This is a genomic window from Stenotrophomonas sp. Bg11-02, assembly GCF_002836635.1.
GTDB lineage: Bacteria > Pseudomonadota > Gammaproteobacteria > Xanthomonadales > Xanthomonadaceae > Stenotrophomonas > Stenotrophomonas lacuserhaii.
On the sequence record NZ_PJAY01000050.1, the window covers coordinates 43005 to 63460 of the forward strand.

The 20456-nt window shown below is 67.0% G+C and carries 17 protein-coding genes; 15 read left to right on the forward strand and 2 right to left on the reverse strand.

Features of this window, described 5'->3' with window-relative positions; translation table 11 throughout:
- The first annotated feature begins 66 nt into the window (after nucleotides 1-66).
- Together CXG43_RS04780 and CXG43_RS04785 are read left to right on the forward strand one after the other, a co-directional pair.
- Nucleotides 67-795: a hypothetical protein gene (locus CXG43_RS04780; RefSeq protein ID WP_101098906.1), complete on the forward strand. Its 729-nt coding sequence runs from the start codon at nucleotides 67-69 to the stop codon at nucleotides 793-795.
- Nucleotides 792-1415, forward strand: coding sequence for an HAD-IA family hydrolase (locus CXG43_RS04785; protein WP_101098907.1), 624 nt, complete (start codon nucleotides 792-794; stop codon nucleotides 1413-1415). The genes CXG43_RS04780 and CXG43_RS04785 overlap by 4 nt, the downstream gene beginning before the upstream one ends.
- An 86-nt stretch (nucleotides 1416-1501) precedes the next feature.
- On the opposite strand, the gene CXG43_RS04790 is transcribed toward CXG43_RS04785, so the two are convergent.
- A complete protein-coding gene (locus tag CXG43_RS04790) occupies nucleotides 1502-2440 on the reverse strand; it encodes a carbohydrate kinase family protein (protein ID WP_101098908.1) in 939 nt (312 codons plus the stop codon).
- A gap of 370 nt (nucleotides 2441-2810) precedes the next feature.
- Between CXG43_RS04790 and CXG43_RS04795 the strand changes: the two genes are divergently transcribed.
- The 8 genes from CXG43_RS04795 (at nucleotide 2811) to CXG43_RS04835 (ending at nucleotide 12940) form a co-directional block, all read left to right on the forward strand.
- A complete protein-coding gene (locus CXG43_RS04795; RefSeq protein WP_057509333.1) occupies nucleotides 2811-3857 on the forward strand; it encodes a rod shape-determining protein in 1047 nt (348 codons plus the stop codon).
- A gap of 118 nt (nucleotides 3858-3975) precedes the next feature.
- Nucleotides 3976-4935 carry a rod shape-determining protein MreC gene (gene mreC / locus CXG43_RS04800; protein WP_101098909.1) on the forward strand — a complete coding sequence of 320 codons (960 nt, stop codon included), beginning with the start codon at nucleotides 3976-3978 and terminating at the stop codon, nucleotides 4933-4935.
- Nucleotides 4932-5417: a rod shape-determining protein MreD gene (mreD, locus tag CXG43_RS04805; RefSeq protein ID WP_101098910.1), complete on the forward strand. Its 486-nt coding sequence runs from the start codon at nucleotides 4932-4934 to the stop codon at nucleotides 5415-5417. The genes mreC and mreD overlap by 4 nt, the downstream gene beginning before the upstream one ends.
- 1 nt (nucleotide 5418) lies before the next feature.
- The gene (mrdA, locus tag CXG43_RS04810; RefSeq protein WP_101098911.1) at nucleotides 5419-7572 is read left to right on the forward strand and encodes a penicillin-binding protein 2; all 2154 of its coding nucleotides are present in this window, start codon (nucleotides 5419-5421) and stop codon (nucleotides 7570-7572) included.
- Nucleotides 7569-8681 carry a rod shape-determining protein RodA gene (gene rodA, locus CXG43_RS04815; RefSeq protein WP_101098912.1) on the forward strand — a complete coding sequence of 371 codons (1113 nt, stop codon included), beginning with the start codon at nucleotides 7569-7571 and terminating at the stop codon, nucleotides 8679-8681. Before mrdA ends, rodA begins: the two co-directional genes overlap by 4 nt.
- A 463-nt stretch (nucleotides 8682-9144) precedes the next feature.
- On the forward strand, nucleotides 9145-10293 hold the full coding sequence (mltB, locus tag CXG43_RS04825; RefSeq protein ID WP_101098914.1) for a lytic murein transglycosylase B: 1149 nt from the start codon (nucleotides 9145-9147) through the stop codon (nucleotides 10291-10293).
- A complete protein-coding gene (locus CXG43_RS04830) occupies nucleotides 10290-11621 on the forward strand; it encodes a septal ring lytic transglycosylase RlpA family protein (protein WP_101098915.1) in 1332 nt (443 codons plus the stop codon). The genes mltB and CXG43_RS04830 overlap by 4 nt, the downstream gene beginning before the upstream one ends.
- Before the next feature lie 107 nt (nucleotides 11622-11728).
- Nucleotides 11729-12940 carry a D-alanyl-D-alanine carboxypeptidase family protein gene (locus CXG43_RS04835; protein WP_101098916.1) on the forward strand — a complete coding sequence of 404 codons (1212 nt, stop codon included), beginning with the start codon at nucleotides 11729-11731 and terminating at the stop codon, nucleotides 12938-12940.
- Between the two features lie 217 nt (nucleotides 12941-13157).
- On the opposite strand, the gene CXG43_RS04840 is transcribed toward CXG43_RS04835, so the two are convergent.
- A complete protein-coding gene (locus tag CXG43_RS04840) occupies nucleotides 13158-14219 on the reverse strand; it encodes a lipid A deacylase LpxR family protein (RefSeq protein WP_101098917.1) in 1062 nt (353 codons plus the stop codon).
- A gap of 352 nt (nucleotides 14220-14571) precedes the next feature.
- On the opposite strand from CXG43_RS04840, the gene CXG43_RS04845 reads away from it, so the two are divergent.
- From CXG43_RS04845 to CXG43_RS04865, 5 genes are all read left to right on the forward strand, one after another.
- Nucleotides 14572-15564, forward strand: coding sequence for a CsgG/HfaB family protein (locus CXG43_RS04845; RefSeq protein WP_042615460.1), 993 nt, complete (start codon nucleotides 14572-14574; stop codon nucleotides 15562-15564).
- 239 nt (nucleotides 15565-15803) lie between these two features.
- Nucleotides 15804-16082, forward strand: a complete 279-nt coding sequence (locus tag CXG43_RS04850) for a DUF493 family protein (RefSeq protein WP_101098918.1) — start codon at nucleotides 15804-15806, stop codon at nucleotides 16080-16082.
- A gap of 11 nt (nucleotides 16083-16093) precedes the next feature.
- The gene (gene lipB, locus CXG43_RS04855; protein WP_101098919.1) at nucleotides 16094-16783 is read left to right on the forward strand and encodes a lipoyl(octanoyl) transferase LipB; all 690 of its coding nucleotides are present in this window, start codon (nucleotides 16094-16096) and stop codon (nucleotides 16781-16783) included.
- 41 nt (nucleotides 16784-16824) lie between these two features.
- On the forward strand, nucleotides 16825-17838 hold the full coding sequence (gene lipA / locus CXG43_RS04860; protein ID WP_101098920.1) for a lipoyl synthase: 1014 nt from the start codon (nucleotides 16825-16827) through the stop codon (nucleotides 17836-17838).
- Between the two features lie 344 nt (nucleotides 17839-18182).
- Nucleotides 18183-20360 carry a carboxy terminal-processing peptidase gene (locus CXG43_RS04865; RefSeq protein ID WP_101098921.1) on the forward strand — a complete coding sequence of 726 codons (2178 nt, stop codon included), beginning with the start codon at nucleotides 18183-18185 and terminating at the stop codon, nucleotides 20358-20360.
- Nucleotides 20361-20456 lie beyond the last annotated feature (96 nt).

A 20456-nucleotide genomic window follows, 5' to 3' on the forward strand; every position in this document is an offset into this window, starting at 1 on the left:
GACGACCGTTGGTCGTCACGCTCTTGGCAGGTACTGTATAGCCACGCCACCACCCCGGAATCCGCGATGAAACACCTGATCCTCGCCGCTGCCTGCGCATTGTCCCTGGCCGCCTGCAGCGATCCCGAAGCCGAACGCCAGGCGCAGCAGGCAGCCGAAGCGGCCGTGCAGGCGCAGAAGGAAGCCAAGGCCGACGAGGTAGCCCGGCAGTACGACACCGCCGTGGCGGCCAAGGACTGGGAGCGTGCCCGCATGCATGGCGGCTCGCTGCTGGACATCTACAAGGGCACCGCAGCGGCGGCGCGGATCGAACCGGGCTTTGCCGACGTCAAGGCGCAGTCGGACCAGGCGCGCAACCTGCGCCGCATGCAGGGCCTGTGGCAGTACAACCAGATCCCGGTCGGCACCAAGGGAACCCAGCGCTCTGCGTCGATTTACGGCAAGGAGCGCGTGGATGTCGACGGCAGCGGTCCAAAGCCGGTGCAGTTGGTGTTCCGCGACCATCCGCAGTGGAAACAGCACGCCTATCTGGTGCTGCAGGCAGGCGATTTCCGCTGTCCCGGCGGCTGCCGGGTGCAGGTGAGCGTGGACGGCGGCAAGCCGCGCGCGATGGCCGCGTGGCGCCCGGATACGGACGAGGCGATCGCCATGTTCATCACCGACCACGCGGCGCTGTGGAAGCTGGCGCGGCAGGCACAGGCGATCAGCATCGAGTTTCCGGTGAAGGCCGGTGGCACGCGCACCGTGGTGTTCGAAACCGGCGGCGTGGATGCCAGCCAGATGCCATGGAAATGAGTGCGCGCGCGGTGCCGGCTGTACAGCCGGGACTGGACGGACTGCGGCACTGGGTATTCGACATGGATGGCACGCTGACCGTCGCGGTGCACGACTTCCCGGCCATCAAGCGCGCGCTGGACATCGCCATGGACGAAGACATCATCGCCCACCTGGGGGCGCTGCCGGCTGATGAAGCCCATGCCAAACGTGCGTGGTTGTTCGAGCACGAGCGCGCGCTGGCCGAGGCCGCCGTAGCGGCGGAGGGTGCCGTGGATCTGCTGCGCGCGCTGGCCGGGCAGGGAAGCAGGCTGGGCATCCTGACCCGCAACGACCACGCGGTGGTCAAGCTGACCCTGGATGCGATCGGGCTGGGCGATCTTTTCCATGATGCGGACATCATCGGTCGCGACGAGGTCGCCCCGAAGCCGGCACCGGATGGCCTGCATTATTTCCTGGAGCGGTGGGGCATCGCCGCAACGCATGCGGTGATGGTGGGTGACCATTGGATGGACCTGGCCGCAGGGCGTGCCGCCGGCACGCATACCGTGCTGGTCAATACGCCCGGTGATCCGTGGCCCGGCATGGCCGATTGGCGCTTCGCCGATTGCCGCGCGTTGCAGGCCGCGCTGGAAAGGTGACGCGGTAGCGCCGAGCCATGCTCGGCGAGCGCAGCGGCGCTTCGGGCATTCCGCCGAGCATGGCTCGGTGCTACCACCCTGCGCGGTCAGACGTTCAGTGCGTAACCGAACTGCTGCTTGAACTGTTCGTTGAACTCATCGAAGGTGAAGCGCTGGTTCTGGGTGCCCGGGTGCTCGACCTTCAGCGCGCCCATCAGGTTTCCCATGCGGCCGATGGTCAGCCAGTCGAAGCCCTTCTGGATGCCGTAGATCAGGCCGGCGCGGAACGCATCGCCACAGCCGGTGGGGTCGACCACGCGGCGCTCGTGCGCCGGCGGAATGTCGTAGCTTTTCTCCGGGGTGTGGATGACCGCACCCTTCGGACCGCGGGTGGTGATGTACGCCTGCACCCGGCTGACGATTTCCTTCTCGTCCCAGCCGGTGCGCTCCTGCAGGAGGTTGGACTCGTAGTCGTTGACCACCACGTAGTCGGCCTGTTCGATGAAAGTGCGCAGCTCCGGGCCATTGAACAGTGGCATCGCCTGGCCGGGATCGAAGATGAAGGGAACGCCGTCCTCGTGGAATTCCAGTGCGTTCTGGATCATGCCTTCGCGGCCGTCCGGACCGACCAGGCCAAGGCTCACGCCCGGTACGTCGCGCACGTGGTTTTCATACGAACGCATCATCGCGCCCGGGTGGAAGGCGGTGATCTGGTTGTTGTCGTGGTCGGTGGTGATGAAGGCCTGCGGGGTGAACAGTTCCTCGATCACGCGCACGCGCGAAAGGTCGATGCCCAGTGCATCGAAATGCTCGCGGTACGGGCCGAAATCGGTGCCCACCGTGCCCATCGGGATCGGGTGGCCGCCCAGCAGGTGCAGGTTGTAGGCGATGTTGCCGGCGCAGCCGCCGAACTCGCGACGCATGCGCGGCACCAGGAACGAGACGTTCAGGATGTGCACTTTGTCCGGCAGGATGTGGTTCTTGAACTGGTCCGGGAACACCATGATGGTGTCAAAGGCAAGAGAACCACAGATCAAAGCGGACATCGATGTAAGCCTATGCGGGAATGAGTGGAGTGCTGGCCGCGGCGGTGGGCAAGCAAACGGCGCCCATGGGCGCCCGACGGCGCAAAGGTTACCGGCTGGCGCCGCCGAAGGGTAGCGCCGGGCTGTGCCGGGACTGTCATGGACCGGTGCCGGGACGGGTATCGGGCACGCCGGCCGGGGCGCGGTGCCGCTGGCGGGCGGGATCGCCGCCCAACCTGTACCAATCGTGCCGAAAGCTAGTGAATACGCGGGTCCGGCTGGAAATATCCTTGCCCGCAGGGGGGCGGGTTGTTAGGCTTGTCTGTCTAAATTTTGCCCACGATTCCCCATTCCAGGCCGGAATTGCGCACCCCTCAGGATCACCACCTCGATGTTGAAGAAACTCCGCGGCATGTTCTCCAATGACCTGTCCATCGACCTGGGCACGGCCAACACCCTCATCTATGTGCGCGGACAGGGAATCGTGCTGAACGAGCCGTCCGTGGTCGCCGTGCGCCAGGACCGTGCCATCGGTGGCACCCGCTCGGTGGCTGCCGTCGGCGCCGAAGCCAAGCAGATGCTCGGCCGTACCCCCGGCCACATCACCACCATCCGCCCGATGAAGGACGGCGTCATCGCCGATTTCACCTACACCGAGGCGATGCTGAAGCACTTCATCAAGAAGGTGCACAAGTCGCGCTTCCTGCGCCCGAGCCCGCGCGTGCTGGTCTGCGTGCCGGCCGGTTCGACCCAGGTGGAGCGCCGCGCGATCAAGGAATCGGCCGAAGAGGCCGGTGCGCGCGACGTGTTCCTGATCGAAGAGCCGATGGCCGCGGCAATCGGTGCCGGCATGCCGGTGACCGAGGCCCGCGGTTCGATGGTCATCGATATCGGCGGCGGCACCACCGAAGTGGCGGTGATCTCGCTCAACGGCATCGTCTATTCGGCTTCGGTGCGCATCGGCGGTGACCGCTTCGATGAATCCATCACCAACTACGTGCGCCGCAACCACGGCATGCTGATCGGTGAAGCCACCGCCGAGCGGATCAAGGTGGAGCTGGGCTGCGCTTACCCGCAGGCGCAGGTGATCGAGATGGAGATCTCCGGCCGCAACCTCGCCGAGGGCGTGCCGAAGATGATAAAGATCACCTCCAACGAGGTGCTCGAAGCCCTGCACGAGCCGCTGTCCGGCATCGTCAGCGCGGTCAAGCTGGCGCTGGAACAGACCCCGCCGGAACTGTGCGCCGACGTCGCCGAGCGCGGTATCGTGCTCACCGGTGGTGGCGCCCTGCTGCGTGACATGGATCGCCTGATCTCCGAAGAAACCGGCCTGCACGTGCAGGTGGCCGACGATCCGCTGACCTGCGTGGCCCGCGGTGGCGGTCGTGCGCTGGAGCTGGTGGACATGCACGGCAACGAGTTCTTTGCGCCGGAGTAAGTCTCCCCGGCATTACGTCAGCGCCGCGCCCTTCCGGGGTGCGGCCCGCCTTCGCGGCGGGCCGGCACCGGCAGGGCGCCGTCGTGTTTCCCATCTGATTCCTAGCTGAAGCTGCATCGTGCCGCCCTACGCCGGACCCCCCATTGCTTCCCGCTCCGGCGATGCCGCCAGCCCGCTGCGGCTGCTGGCTTACCTGGTGCTGGCGATCACCCTGATCGTGCTGGACGACCAGGCCGGCTGGCTTGCGCGCCTGCGTGACCAGGCCAACGTGCTGGTGCAGCCGGCCTGGAACCTGGCCGGCCTGCCCGGGCGCCTGGGCAACCAGGTGCGTGACAACGCAGCCAGCCATGGCCAGCTGGTGGCCGAGAACCGCCAGTTGCGTAACAACCTGCTGATCGCCAATGCGCGGCTGACCCGCCTGCAGACCGCAGCGCTGGACAACGCGCAGCTGCGCGAACTGTTGAACGTGGCCGAGCGCAGCGGGCTGGACGTGCAGTTGGCGCCGATCCTGGATATCGACCTGGATCCGGTGAAGCAGCGCCTGGTGCTGGCTGCCGGCAGCCGCGAAGGCGTGCACGTGGGCCAGGCGGTGATCGATGCCGGCGGGCTGATGGGGCAGGTGATCAGCGTGACCGCCAGTACCTCCACCGTGCTGCTGCTGACCGACCCGGACCATGCGGTGCCGGTGACGGTGGCGCGCAACGGCGTGCGCCTGATCGTCTATGGGCGCGGCGATACGCTTGAACTGCGCGATATTCCGCTGAGTGCGGGCGTGGAAGTGGGCGATGAGATCGTCACCTCCGGGCTGGGCGGGCGGTTTCCGGTCGGTTTCCCGGTGGGCAGCATCGCTGCGCTGCGCCCCGATGACACGCATGCCTTCCTGGTGGGTGAGCTGAAGCCCGCCGCGGCGTTGGATCGCGGTCGCGATGTGTTGTTGCTGCGCCCCGGCTCGCCGATCCGGATCCCGCCGTCACTACCCACCACGCGTGAGGACCAGCGGTCGTCACCCACCGAAGCGGCCGCGGCTCCGGTAGCGCCGAGCCATGCTCGGCGTGAACCCACCGGGGTGCGACCGTGAGCCGCCTGCGTGACAACCGCTGGGTGCTGCCGCTCAGCCTGGTGGTGGCGCTGCTGCTGGGGCTGTTGCCGCTGCCGGCGCTGCTGCAGCCGCTGCGTCCCTACTGGCTGGCGTTGGTGCTGGCCTACTGGGTGATCGAAGCCCCCGACCGGGTAGGCCTGGGCGTAGCGTTCGCCACCGGCGTGATCGCCGATTTCCTGTACGGCGGCGTGCTCGGCGAACAGGCGCTGCGGCTGGTGATCATGGCCTTCATCCTGCAGCGCTTCCGCGCCCGCATCCGCTTCTTCCCGATGTCCCAGCAGATCCTCGCCATCGGCGGCCTGCTGTTCAACGACCGGATCGTCAGTGCCGTGGTGCACGTGGTGGTGGGCGAACCCACCCTGCCGTGGGCCTACTGGTGGGCACCGCTGCTGGGCATGGCGCTGTGGCCGCTGGTGTTCGTGCTGCTGGATGCAGTGCGCTTCGGACGGCGCGGACGCTGACATGAGTTCGCGCCGCGCGGTCAAGAATCCGCATGCCGAGGCCGAACAGTTCCGCCGTCGCGCGGCACTGGGGTTCCTCGGCGTGCTGCTGTGCCTGGGTGGGCTGGGCGGCTGGTATTTCAAGCTGCAGGTGATGGACCACGAGATCTACGCCACACGCTCGGAGGCCAACCGCATCAAGCCGCGTCCGGTGGTGCCCGGGCGCGGCATGATCTACGACCGCAACGGCCGCCTGCTGGCCGAGAACGTGCCGGCGTTCCGCCTGGACGTCACCCCGGACAAGGTCAAGGACATAGACGCCACCCTGGCCGGGCTGGCGAAGATCTTCCCGCTCAGCGAGGAAGAGATCGAAGCGTTCAACCGATCACGCAAGGCGCGTCGCAGCTTCCTGCCGGTCACCTTGAAACTGCGCGTCAGCGAAGAGGAGATGGCACGCTTCGCGGTGGATCGCTGGCGCTTCCCCGGAGTCGAGCTGGAGCCCTACCTGACCCGGCGCTATCCCTTCGGCGATCTGTTCGCGCATGTCATCGGCTATGTCGGCCGGGTGGATGACAAGGACCTGGAGATGCTGGGCGAGGGCAACGCGGCCCTGACCCACATCGGCAAATCCGGGCTGGAGCGCTACTACGAACAACAACTGCGCGGCCGGGTCGGCTACGAACAGGTGGAAACCAACGTGCAGGGCCGCGCGATCCGCACCGTCGGCCGGGTGGCGGCGCAGTCCGGCACCGACCTGCGGCTGTCCATCGACGCCGACCTGCAGCGCGCGATGGTGGCCGCCTTCGGCGTGCAGGAAGGCGCGGCGGTGGCGATGGACCCGCGCACCGGTGAAGTGCTGGCGATGGTCAGCCTGCCTTCGTATGACGCCAATCTGTTCGTCAACGGCATCTCGCACGCGGATTTCCGCGCGCTCAACGACAACCCCTCGCGGCCGCAGTTCAACCGGCTGGTGCTGGGCGGGGTGGCGCCGGGTTCGACGCTGAAGCCGCTGATCGGCCTGGCCGGGCTGGATGCCGGGGTGCGCAAGCCGGAGGACAAGGTACTTTCCACCGGCATGTTCTACCTGCCCGGTACCAGCCGTGGCTGGGGTGATGCGCACCGTGGTGGCCATGGTTGGACCGACCTGCGCAAATCCATCGCCCAGTCGGTCAATACGTATTACTACCGGTTGGCGCTGGACCTGGGGATCGAGCGCTTCGACCACTACATGGAGTACTACGGCTTCGGCAAGCCGACCGGCATCGACCTGACCGGCGAGATCGGCGGCATCCTGCCTTCGCCGGCGTACAAGGCCAAGACCCGCAAGGAGCGCTGGTACCCCGGCGACACGGTGAACGTGAGCATCGGCCAGGGCGACTGGAAAGTGACGCCGCTGCAACTGGTGCGCGGCGTCAGTGGCATCGCCAGCGGACAGCTGCGCACGCCGCACCTGGTGATGCAGCAGCGCGCCGGCTTCGACAGCGACTGGACCATGACGCCGGCAAGTGAAACCAAGCCCCTCAGCCCCAACCCGAACAACGTGCAGGCGGTGCGCGAAGGCATGATGGCGACCATGCAGCCGGGCGGCAGCGGCGCGCGCATGGCCGCCGGGGCGCCGTATGTCATGGCCGGCAAGACCGGCACCGCACAGGTGATCAGTCGCAAGGGCACTGCAGCCGTCGATCCGCGCAGCCTGCCGCTGCACCTGCGCCATCGTTCGCTGTTCGTCGGTTTCGCGCCGGCCGACAACCCGGTCATCGCCATCGCGGTGGCGGTGGAGGGTGGCGGCTACGGCGGCTCGGCGGCCGCTCCGATCGCGCGCAAGGTGTTCGATGCGTGGCTGCTGGGCAAGATGCCCGAGGGCGTGCTGCCGCTGGACGTGGAGCGCGGCAGCGTGGCCTTCGGTGCCACCGCCTTCGACAACGAAGACAGCAGCGCCCGCGCCAATGGCGATGCTGCGGCGATGGAAGCCGGCGAGCTGCCGGTGCAGGTCGGGCCGCTGGCCGCGGAGCCCGCCACCCCGGCAGCGCCGATCCATGATCAGCGGACGCCCGCCGCGGAGCCCGCCGCCCCGGTAGCGCCGATCCATGATCAGCGGACGCCCGCCCCGGAGCCCGCCGCCCCGGTAGCGCCGATCCATGATCGGCGGACGCTCTCCCCGGAGCCCGCCCGATGAAGGACTTCCTGCGCTGGGCCGGCGACATGCTGGTGCGCTTCTTCAGCACCCTGGACTGGATGCTGTGCGCGGCGCTCGGCGCATTGATGCTGATCGGCCTGGCCACGCTGAAGAGCGCCGGGGGCGATGGCCTGGTATTCGCCCAGGGGGCGCGCTTTGCGGTGGGTCTGGCCGCGATGTGGGGCATTTCGCGGGTGCCGATCCTGCGCATCCGCTCGGCCACGCCGATGATCTACGCCATCTCGATGATCCCGCTGCTGGCGGTGTTCGCCATCGGTACCGGCAAGTACGGGCGGCAGTGGCTGGACCTCAAGCTGTTCTACCTGCAGCCGGCCGAGTTGTTGAAGGTCAGCCTGCCGATGATGGTGGCCTGGTACCTGCACCGCATGCCGCTGCCGCCGCGCTTCACGACCGTGCTGGTCAGCATGCTGATCATCGGCGCGCCCACTGCCGCGGTGATGCTGCAGCCGGACTTCGGTACCGGCGTGCTGATCGCCGCCAGCGGGGTGTTCGTACTGCTGCTGGCCGGCCTGCCATGGTGGTGGGTGGGGCTGGGCGTGGGGGGCGTGGCCGCGGTCGCGCCGGTGGCCTGGTTCTGGCTGCTGATGCCGTACCAGAAGGATCGCATCATGATGTTCCTGGACCCGGAGATGGATGCGCTGGGGGCCGGCTGGAACATCATCCAGTCCAAGATCGCGATCGGATCCGGTGGGCTGGACGGCAAGGGCTGGGGGCAGGGCTCACAGTCGCACCTGAACTTCATCCCCGAGCAGACGACGGACTTCGCATTTTCGGTGCTGAGCGAAGAGTTCGGCTGGATCGGCGTGGCGCTGGTGCTGGCCCTGTATCTGGTGGTGATCGGCCGCTGCCTGTGGATCGCCAGTCAGTCGCGCGATTCCTACTCGCGCCTGCTCGCCGGCGCCACCGGCCTGGCATTCTTCGTCTATGTGCTGGTCAACGGCGGCATGATCTCCGGCCTGCTGCCGGTGGTGGGCGTGCCGATGCCGCTGATCAGCTACGGCGGCACCTCGGCAGTGTCGTTGCTGGCCGGCTTCGGGCTGGTGATGGCCGTGCGCAGCCACAACCCCGTTCACGGTGGTTATCGATAGGGCCCGGTAGCGCCGAGCCATGCTCGGCGAGCGCAGCGGCGCGCCGGGACTCCGTCGAGCATGGCTAGCGCTGCCCAGCCACATTCGTTTCCCTGCGATGAAGGTTTCACACTTCAAGTGCGCAGTGCGTCACATTTCCGAACACTGTTGATCCGGATCAATGGTTTTGACGCAAACGGCCCTGCACAATGGCGCCCGTCAGGCAGGGCGCGTTCATCTTCTACGCCGACCACCTGGCGAACCGCAGCACGACCTCACGTTTTGCCGCCTGCTCTGGGGAGATGCAGGGGCAGTATTGGATGGTCCGTCAGGCCGGTTGCGCCCGTCGGGGGATGGGGGCGCAACCGGCTTGTTCGTTGCCGGCCTTCACGCTGGTTTTACAAAGCAGCAGCGGATTAACCAATCCTTTGCTATTCATGGTGTTAGGGGTTTTATTTCATCCATGACCTGCTAACCTGCGGCGATGATCCGACGTACTCTGGCCTGCATGCTCACCCTCGGCCTGGTCGCCTGCGCGACCCAGCCGTCGAGTCCTCCACCGCCTTCGCAGGCAACCGTGGCGCCGCACAAGCCGGCATCCGGACAGAACAAGGGACCGGCTGAAGCCGCGCCCGAATCGGCTGCGTCCAGCGCACCGCCGGTGGACCTCACTCCGGTCCCCTTTGAAACAGCCCGCGCAAACTTCATTCGCGACACCGCCGCCGCGCACGGGCTCGATCCCGCCTACATCGCCAGCGTGCTCGACCAGGCGCAGGTACGTCAGCCGATCATCGCCGCCATGTCGCGCCCAGCGGAGCGGGTGAAGCCGTGGAACGAGTACCGCCCGATCTTCATCAGCCAGGCGCGCATCGACGGCGGCAGGAAGTTCCTCGCCCAACACCGCGATGAGCTGATGCGTGTGCAGCAGCGCACCGGCGTGCCGGCCGAAGTCATCGTGGCCATCATCGGCGTGGAGACCAGCTACGGCGGCAACACCGGCAACCACCGCGTGCTGGATGCGCTGTATACCCTGGCTTTCTATTACCCGCGCAGCGGCGACCCGGCCAAGCTGGAACGCGAAGTCCGCCGCGAACTGTTCTTCCGCGACGAACTGGCCAAGGCCTTCGTGCTGGCGCGCGACGAAAAGCTGGACATCACCACGCTCAAGGGCAGCTATGCCGGGGCGATGGGCATGGGCCAGTTCATGCCGTCCAGTTACCTGGATTTCGCCGTGGACGGCAACGGTGACGGTCGCCGCGACCTCTTCAACAGCTACGACGACGTGTTCTCGTCCATCGCCAATTACTTCGTCAAGAAGGGCGGCTGGGTGCGCGGCGGACAGGTTGCCGTGCCCGCCACGCTGGCGGCCGGGCGCGAAGAATTCAATCCGACCGAATGGACCCCGAGCTGGTCGCTGCAGGATCTGGCTGCACGCGGCTACACGCCCAACGCGGCCGTGCAGCCCGGCGCCACCGCCACCCCGATCACCCTGGAAGGCAGCACCGGCAAGCAGTACTGGCTGGGCTTCCAGAACTATTACGCGATCACCCGATACAACATCTCCAAGATGTACGCGATGGCCGTGTTCCAGCTGTCGCAGGCCATCGCAGGACAGGAGCTGCCACCGGCATGAACATCAGATGGTGGGTCCCCGGAGCGTTGATCCTTGCGCTGGCCGCATGCAGCAGCGCGCCCAAGAAACCCGGTGGAACCGCCAGCACGGGCGGCAAGCCGGCCACCACGGTGGTGCAGGGCAAGGGCGGCGGCCGTCCCGCGCACTGCCCGGAAGGGTCGCCGTATGCGGCCGCGTCGGAAGACCTCGCCACCCGCGGCAACTACACCGCTGGCGGCCTGTACAAGCCGGGGGTGAAGGACACCACGCCGAGCTACATTCCCAACGTGGCCTGCATCCCGGAGCCGGAAGTGCAGGAGCTGGCCCGCTCGTCCATCGGCAACCGGTCCCCCTATGAGGTGCTGGGCAAGAAGTACAAGGTGATGGACAGCACCCGGGGTTATGCCGAAAAGGGCACGGCCTCCTACTACGGTGCCAAGTTCCACGGGCGCCTGACCTCCAACCGCGAGGTCTATGACATGTACCAGTTCACCGCCGCGCACAAGACCCTGCCACTGCCGAGCTTCGCCCGGGTGACCAACCTGGACAACGGCGAATCGGTGATCGTGCGGGTCAACGACCGGGGCCCGTTCCACGACGGCCGCGTGATTGATCTCAGCTACGCGGCCGCGGTGCGCCTGGGCATCACCCAGCGCGGCACCGGCAACGTGGAAGTGCGCGCGCTGCAGCCGGGCGAGGGCAACCTGCTGGCCGACGCCAAACCGACCCGTGCCGAGCGCCGCGCCACTACCATGGTCGCCGCCACGGCGGCGGCGCCATCGGCCATCGATGCCCTGGTGAACCGCCTGCCGGCCGAAGCACCGGCTGCGGCCACCCGGGAACCGGCACCGCGAGCGGTGGCCGCCGCCGCAAAGCCCCCCACTGGCGCGGAGGCCTACCGCTACCGCGTTGCCGACAGCGCCAAGCCCGGTTCGGCCGACAACTTCGACCGCTGGATGCGCGACAACAACGTGCGCGTTGCCACCGGCAAACCCGCCGCCCCGGTAGTGACGGCCGCTGGCCGTCAATCCGATAAACCCTCCGCAGCCGCCCGCCCCACTGCCATGGCAACCGCAGCCGTCGCGGCGCAGCCGCCCACGCTGTCCGAAAAAGTCCTCGGCAACGTGCTCCTGCAGGTGGCCAGCTTCGCCAGCCGCGACAACGCCACCCGTGCGCAGGGCCAGTTGACCGCTGCCGGCATCGTTGGCGCGACCATCAGCGACATCGCCGCTGGCGGCCGCACCTTGTGGCGCCTGCGGGTGCCGGCCAACGACCACGCCAATGCGACGGAACTTGCCGGCCGCATTGCCGGTCTGGGTTTCGGCGCCCCGCAGATCGTCAAGGAATGACACTCCCCGGCGTGGCCTGACGCCCTGCCGCGCCGCGCTTGCCGACCGCCTACAATGGCGGTCGTTTTCCCCTTCCGACCTTGGCCGCTCCAGGAGCCTGCCCGCCCATGAAATTCCGTTTTGCCGCCACTGCGCTGGCCGCCACCCTGCTGGTGGGCCTGGCCCATGCCCAGACCCCGCTGCCGACCCCGGCCGCTCCGGCTGCGACCACTGCACCGACCACCGTGGCGACGCCGCCGGCCCCGGTCCCCAGCGTGTCCAAAGCCTGGATCCTGATGGACTACGCGTCCGGCCAGGTCCTCGCCGGTGAGAACGTCGATGCCCAGCTCGCCCCGGCCAGCATCACCAAGGTGATGACCAGCTACGTCGTTGCCGCCGAAGTGAAGAACGGCAAGGTCAAGCCCGACGACCAGGTGATGATGAGCGAACGCGCATGGCGCGAAGGCGGCGCCGGTACCGACGGCAGCTACAGCGGCTTCCCGGTCAACCAGACCGCGCGTCTGGAAGACATGGAAAAGGGCATGGCGATCCAGTCCGGCAACGATGCTGCCATCGCGCTGGCCGAACACGTGGCCGGCAGCGAAGAAGCGTTCGCCTCGCTGATGAACAGCTACGCCGCGAAGATCGGCATGACCAACTCGCACTTTGTCAACGCCCACGGCCTGACCGCCGAAGGCCACCACAGCACCGCGCGTGACCTGGCACTGCTGGGCCGCGCGTTCGTGCGCGATTACCCGGAAACCTATGCCTACAACAAGGTGAAGGAATTCACCGTGGGCAACATCAAGCAGCCCAACCGCAACCTGTTGTTGTGGCGCGATGGCAGCGTGGACGGCATCAAGACCGGCCACACCTCCGCCGCAGGCTACTGCCTGATGAGCTCCGCGCAGCGCGGTGACCAGCGCCTGATCGCGGTGGTGCTGGGCGGCGCATCGGAGAAGCAGCGTGCCGATGACAGCCTGGCGCTGTTGAACTGGGGCTTCCGCTTCTTTGAAACCCATCGCCTGTACGAGCCCGGCAAGGTCGTCGCCGAGCACAAGGTGTGGAAGGGCACCGCCGACACCGTGCAGCTGGGCGTAGCGCAGCCGATGCTGGTCAGCCTGCCGCGTGGCCGCTACAACGACCTGAAGCCGAGCATCGATGTGCCCAAGTCGCTGGTGGCGCCGTTCACCGCGGGCCAGCAGATCGGCACGCTGAAGGTGACGCTGGATGGCAAGGTGGTCGCACAGGCACCGCTGGTGGCGATCGCTGCGGTCGAAGAAGCCGGCTTCTTCAAGCGTCTGTGGCACAGCTTCTGGATGTGGTGGGAATCGGAATAACCGACGGCGGTAGCGACGGCCACTGGCCGTCATCCCCCTGTCTACCCCAGAAAGCCCGCGATGCGAATCGCGGGCTTTCTGCTGCCAAAGCAGACGCATGACGGCCAGCGGTCGTCACCCACCCGCAGTCGCGTCCGGTGGAGATACGGCGCCGGCTGCGCAGGATCGCGTGCCTAGGCGGCAGCAGGTGTGATCCGCAGGTGGCCTTCCCGCCGGCTTACAGCGAACGGCTGATGGTGAAGCTGCCGAAGATCGGCGATTGCCGCTGTCCGTCGAACTCCTTGGTGCTGTGATAGCGCGCCAGAGCGAACTTCCAGCGCCCGCGCATCACCGCCACGCCGTAGCCACCCTGTGCCACCACAGGCTTCTTGTCCACGCTGTGGCTGTTGCGGAAGGTGTTGCCGTCCAGGGTGATATCGCGGATCACCCAGGCCGCATCGGTGGTGGCGAACAGGTGCCACGACCAGCCACTGGGCCGGCCACCGCGCGAGGGCGCGGTGTTCTCGCCTGCGGGCCGCAGCGGTGTGCTGCCGAAATCATCCGGCAGTTTCCAGCCGAAGCGCACTTCGCCACCGGCATTGAGGTGGGTGGCCAGGTTGCCGACCGCGCCGCCGTAGTGGCTGATCGCATCCCACCCCCAGCCGCTGGCGTTGTCGGTGGCATCGCGCGGCCAACGGTTCATCCGTTCGTGGGTCAGCATCACCACCGGCTCGTTGTGCAACTGGTTGTCCCAGCCCTGGAATTTGTCATCGCCCAGCAGGTCATGCACACCGTCCTGGACTTCCTTGCCCAGTGCCCAGGGGCCGACCACGCCCAGCGTCAGCTGGGTGGTCTGCAGGTAATTGCCGCGCCGCGCGTTGTAGCCGAAGCTGCCGACCAGAACGCCTGCGTAGGGACGGTCATCTTCAATGACGTCCTTGCGGGTGAAATCGCTCGGCGTGAAGATGCCCTGGGCGATGCTGAAGATCATGTTCTGCTGCTCGAACTCGCCCGGATGCAGCGCTTCCAGGTGGCTGTTGACCCAGCGCGCCAGGCGCGGCAGGCAGGGGTCGTCGGTGAAGTCCACCAGGTTCGGGGATACGAAGGTGATCTGCGCGCCGTTGGTATAGCCCTGGTCCTGGTCGGCACCACCGAACAGGTCGTTGTCCACGCGGAAATTGATCTGCGGGGGATGATCGGCCAGCGCACTCTGGCTGCATTGATCGGCGGCGTGGGCAGGGAGGGCGAGGGCCATCAGGCTGGTCAGCCCGAGGGCTGCCGCGATACGCGTGGGGTGCATGGAAGTCCAGAGGGCTGTTTTGACGTTTTTCTCCTAAATACGGTAGCGCCGATGTGAATTCGGATCGACGGCCGTGGCCGGTCTGGTCCGTTCCGCACGTGGACTTCTACGCCGCGCGTTCGTACCGTCCCGTCGGCGGGTCGGAAAAAGTGATGAGTGTCACGATAATTTGCCTCCCTCGCATCCAATTGGACCGTTGTTCAGCCGCGGTTGCCGTTGGCACAGCGGTGTTTTATCCTCTGCGCCGGCGCCAGAGGGCGCTGTTCAAGGATTCCGGCCTGCCACCACCGGCCTCTCTCAAACCAATGGATTGCGCGCCGCCTGCAACGGGCAGGCGCGCTGGACAACAGACATGACCCAACAGAATTCGTTCGCCACCCTCGTGGTCACCGCCGTGCTGGGCGTTGGCCTGATGGCCGTCAGTGCACCTGCCTCGGCCGGCCTGCGCGACAGCTTCAGCTCCAGCCGTACCTCCGCGCAGGAGCAGAGCAAGCAGGGCCAGGCGCAGATCCCGGTCTGCACCAAGCCGCTGGGCTCGATTTCGGTGATCGAACCGGAAGACGTGGTGAACTGGTGGACCGGGCAGCAGCTGCCGGCGCCTTCCAAGCTGATCAAGGTGTTCGTCAACAAGTCCAAGTGCTTCACCCTGGTCGACCGTGGCGTCGGCATGGCCGCCGCCCAGGCCGAGCGCGCGCTGGCTTCGGAAGGTGAGCTGCGTGGCCGTTCCAACATCGGCAAGGGCCAGATCCGCGCGGCCGATTACGTGCTGGTGCCCGACCTGATCTCGCAGAACAGCAATGCCAGCGGGAATGCGATCGGTGGCCTGCTGGGCGGGCTGATCGGCGGCAAGGCCGGTGCCGTGGTGGGTGGGCTGAACTTCCGCAGCAAGACCGCAGACGTCACCCTGACCCTGACCGACGTGCGTTCCTCCGAGCAGGTCGCGATCGTGGAAGGCAACTCGAAGAAGACCGACCTGGGCTGGGGCGCCGGCGGCGGCCTGTTCGGCGGTGGCGGCATCGGCGCGATGGGCGTGGGCGGCTATGCCAACACCGAACTGGGCCAGGTGATCACCCTGGCCTACCTGCAGGCCTACACCAACATGGTGAACGAGCTGGGCGGCCTGCCGGCCGACGCCTCCGCCGCCAACAGCAGCCAGGCCGTGACCATGCTGAAGGCCGGTCGCCTGCTGGCCAATTCCAAGGGCACCGGCGCGGCCGTGCGTGACCTGGAACCGGGCATGCTGCTGTACCCCACCGGCCAGAAGGACGGCACGATGTGGGAAGTGGAAGACGAGATGGGCAACAAGGGCTGGGTCAATTCCACGTCCATGCAGCTGGCCAAGTAAGGCGGGGAGTGACGGCCACCGGCCGTCATTCACCGAAGCCGGAGCGGTAGCGCCGAGCCATGCTCGGCGAGCGCAGCGGCGAGGGCAAAGGCGTGACGACCAACGGTCGTCACCCACCAGACGGCCGCTGGCCGTCACCCAGCAGACGGCCAGCGGCCGTTATCCAGCAGACGGCCAGCGGCCGTCACGACCGATCGGACCCCCTTGGGTTTGATCTGCGGCGGCCCGATAATGGGCGGATGGAAATCAAGTCCGACAATCCCGAACACGGCTTCCAGTTCCCCGGGCAGTTCGAGCTCAGCGCCATGGGCGCGGCCAACTCCGGGCTGGAAGTGGAACTCCCCAAGCTGCTGATGGCCGCTGGCATTGACGTGCTCAACGAGCAGATCAGCTGGAAGCACTCCTCCAACGGCAAGTACGTCTCGGTGCGCATGGCATTCACCGCCCGCGACCGCGCCCAGTACGACCTCGCCCACGAGGTGCTGCGCGAGCATCCGGAAGTAAAGTGGACGCTGTAGCACCGGCGGTAGTGACGGCCGCTGGCCATCAATCGCCTCAGGGCCGTCAATCCCAGCCCGCCGTAGTCCGCGACCTCGGCCGCCAGCCCTACGAACCGGTCTGGCGCGCGATGCAGCGCTTCACCGACCAGCGCGACGACGATACCGCCGACGAACTATGGGTGGTCGAGCACGACCCGGTGTTCACCCTGGGCCAGGCCGGCAAGCCCGAACACGTGCTCGCCCCCGGGGACATCCCGGTGGTGAAAGTGGACCGCGGCGGCCAGGTGACCTATCACGGCCCCGGCCAGATAGTGGTCTACCCCTTGCTGCGCCTGCCGCGGCTGGGCATCGGCGTGCGTGATTACGTATGCCGGATCGAACAGGCCATCATCGATACCCTTGCCGAGTGGAATATCGGCGCGGAACGCCAGGATGGCGCCCCGGGCGTGTACGTGGGGGGAGCCAAGGTCGCCGCGCTCGGCATCCGGGTCCGCCGCGGCTGCACCTTCCATGGCCTGGCGTTCAACGTCGCGATGGACCTGGAGCCCTTCCGCCGCATCAACCCCTGCGGTTACCAGGGGCTGCAGGTGACCACGATGGTAGACTTGGGCGGGCCTTCCGGCATGGCAGCCGTCAAGCCCGTCCTGCTGGACAACCTGGCGCGCCAGTTCGGCCTGCACCTGCAGCCGTCCTCCACGCAGCCGGACCTGTCTGCCTGACCGAACCCATACCACGCGGCCCCGTTGCCGCCGGGAACACCATGACCGAACAGACTGCCCGCACCATTCCCCTGCAGATGCTGCAGGGCGATTCCGCTCCCGCCGCCGCGCCGTTGCAGGCCGGCGTCAAACAGCTGGGCGGTGACAAGATCAACCGCTCGCCGGTGCAGTTCGCCGACGCGCCGGTGCTGCGCAAGCCGTCCTGGATCCGCGTGCGCATTCCCTCCGGCAATGCGGTGCAGAACCTGAAGGCCAAGCTGCGCGAGAACCGTCTGGTGACGGTCTGCGAAGAGGCCAGCTGCCCCAACATCCACGAGTGCTTCAGCCACGGCACCGCGACCTTCATGATCCTCGGCGAGGTCTGCACCCGGCGCTGCTCGTTCTGCGACGTGGCCCACGGCCGGCCCAAGCCGCCGGATGCCAACGAGCCGGCCACCCTTGGCCAGACCGTGGCCGACATGGGCCTGAAGTACGTGGTGGTGACCAGCGTGGACCGCGATGACCTGCGCGACGGCGGTGCGCAGCACTTCGTCGACTGCATCACCGCCATCCGTGCGAAGTCGCCCGGCACCCGCATCGAAGTGCTGACCCCGGACTTCCGTGGCAAGGGCCGCATGGAACGCGCGCTGGAAATCCTCGCGCAGAACCCGCCGGATGTGTTCAACCACAACATCGAAACCGTGCCGGACCTGTACCGCAACGTGCGTCCGGGCGCGGATTACCAGTGGTCGCTGACCCTGCTGAAGAACTTCAAGGCGCAGCACCCGGGCGTGCCGACCAAGAGCGGCATCATGCTGGGGCTGGGCGAGGAGTTCGAGCAGATCAAGGCCACCATGCGCGACCTGCGCGCGCACGACGTGGACATGATCACCATCGGCCAGTACCTGCAGCCGACCGCGCACCACCACCCCGTGCTCAAGTACTGGACGCCGGAAGATTACAAGGCGCTGGAAGACTACGGCTACGAGCTCGGCTTCAGCCACGTGGCGTCCGGCCCGATGGTGCGCTCGTCGTACCACGCCGACGTGCAGGCCAAGGGCGCCGGCGTCGCCTGAGCGGTTGCCGCTGCGCTCGCCGAGCATGGCTCGGCGCTACCGGGTGGGTGACGACCGTTGGTCGTCACGCTTTCGCTTTCGCCGCTGCGTTCGCCGAGCATGGCGATGCCGGCCTCCTGACCGGCACCCTCCGGGCAGTCGCAAGCGACGTTGGCAGCGGCTCCTGCCGCTGCCTTCAGCGCTACCAGGGTCCAGATCCTCGTTCACATGCTGCTACAGGACCCCGTCTACGCTGGAAACACGCGTTCCATGAACGCGGGTGACAAAGCGCGCAACTTTCGGCACTGTCGTGGTGTCTGTAATGCACGCAGTCTTCCTTTCGGCAAGGTGCCCTGAGCAATTCCATGAAATTCAAAGCCCCCGCATTCCTGATTGCCCTGGCACTCACCGCACCGCTGGCGCTGTCGGCGCAGGCAGACGGGCCGGCGCTGCCGGCCGCCGCCACCGCAGACCAGGCGACCACCTCCAAGCTGGTCTACGGGCTGCTGTCCGACAGCCGCTATGCCTACCGGCCGCGCGCGCTGGATGAGGCTACCTCCAAGGACGTCTTCAAGCGCTACCTGGAGACCCTCGATGGCGGCAAGCAGTTCTTCACCCAGGCCGACGTGGCGAAGTTCGCCCCGTTCGAGGCCGGCATCGCCACGGCCATCCGAGGCGGCGAACTGGAGCCGGCCTTCCAGGTGTTTTCCGTCTACAAGCAGCGCGTCGGCCAGCGGGTGGGCTATGCACGCAATCTGCTGAAGCGCGAGCCGGATTTCAGCACCGACGAGAAGTTCGAGTACGACCGCAAGGATGTGCCGTGGGCGGCCAGCGATGCCGAACTGGATGAACTGTGGCGCAAGTCGGTGAAGAACGATTGGCTGCGCCTGAAGCTCGCCGGCAAGAAGCCGGACGAGATCCGCACCACGCTGGACAAGCGCTACGCCACGCTGGAAAAGTCGGTCAACGAGCTGAAGGGCGAAGACGTGTTCCAGTTCTTCCTCAACGCCTATACCAGTGCCGTTGACCCGCACACCGATTATTTCACCCCGCGCACCGCCGAAAACTTCAACCAGGCGATGTCGCTGTCGCTGGAAGGCATCGGCGCCCAGCTGCAGCGCCAGGACGACATGGTGGTGATCCGCGAGATCATCGCCGGTGGCCCGGCGGCGGTGAACGGCAAACTCAAGCCCGGTGACCGCATCGTCGGCGTCGGACAGGGCACCTCCGGTCCGATCGAAGATGTGATCGGCTGGCGCATCGATGACGTGGTCGCCAAGATCCGCGGCAGCAAGGACACCCAGGTCCGGCTGGAGTTCATCCCGGCCGAAGAGGGCGTGGACGGCAAGCACCACACCCTGGTCCTGACCCGCCAGAAAGTGCGCCTGGCCGAACAGGCGGCCAAGGGCGAGACCTTGACCATCCCGGCCAAGGACGGAGCGCCGGAGCGCAAGGTCGGCGTGATCAAGTTGCCGACGTTCTACCAGGATTTCGAAGGCCGTCGCCGCAACGCAACCGACTATGCATCGGCGACCCGCGACGTGGCCAAGCTGCTGGCCGGTTTCAAGACCGACAAGCTGGACGGCGTGGTGCTTGACCTGCGCAACAACGGCGGCGGTTCGCTGGATGAAGCCATCGAGCTGACCGGGCTGTTCATCGAGCAGGGCCCGGTGGTGCAGGTGCGCGAATCCGGTGGCCGCGTCACCGTCAACAGCGATCGCAGCGAAGCGGTGGCGTGGGATGGTCCGCTGGCAGTGCTGATCAACCGCGGTTCGGCCTCGGCCTCGGAGATTTTCGCCGGTGCCATCCAGGACTACGGTCGTGGCCTGGTGATCGGTGAGACCACCTTCGGCAAGGGGACCGTGCAGAACATCGTCGACCTGGACCGCTGGCCGAGCGGCGAAGCCCAGCGTTTCGGCCAGGTCAAGCTGACCATCGCGCAGTTCTTCCGCGTCAGTGGCAGCAGCACCCAGCACAAGGGCGTGGTGCCCGACCTGGCCTTCCCGGCCAGCGTGGACGCCAGTGAGTTCGGCGAAAGCACCTACGACAACGCGTTGCCGTGGACCCGTATCGCCGCCGTGCCACATACCCAGTACGGTAACTTCGGCCCGTTGCTGCCCAAGCTGGAAAGCCGCCACGACACGCGCATTGCCGCTGACAAGGAGTTCCAGTGGTGGAACGAGGACGTGCAGCAGTTCCGCGAAGAGAAGGCCAAGAAGTACATCTCGCTCAACGAGGCCGAGCGCCGCACCGAACGTGAGCGCCAGGACAAGCAGCGCGCCGACCGCCAGGCTGTGCGCAAGCAGTTGGGCCTGGACCTGGATCCGCTCGCCGATGACAGCAACGACGATGGCCTGACCGGCAACGAGCGCGACATCGTCAAGGATGCCGCCCGCGAGAAGGCCGCCGAAAAGCGTCCGGACCCGCTGCTGCGCGAATCGGCGGCGATCCTGGCCGACGCGGTGAACCTGCTGGAAGAGGACCGCCCGCTGTCCGCCCAGGTGCTGCCGCAGTCCACCGGCGCAGGCCGCTGGGCCGACTGAAGCAGCCGCTGAACCATCGCCAACCCATGGCGCGCCGCCAGCCGGCGCGCCATGGGCGTAAACCTGCCGCTTACGCACCGCGCGTTATGCTGCGAC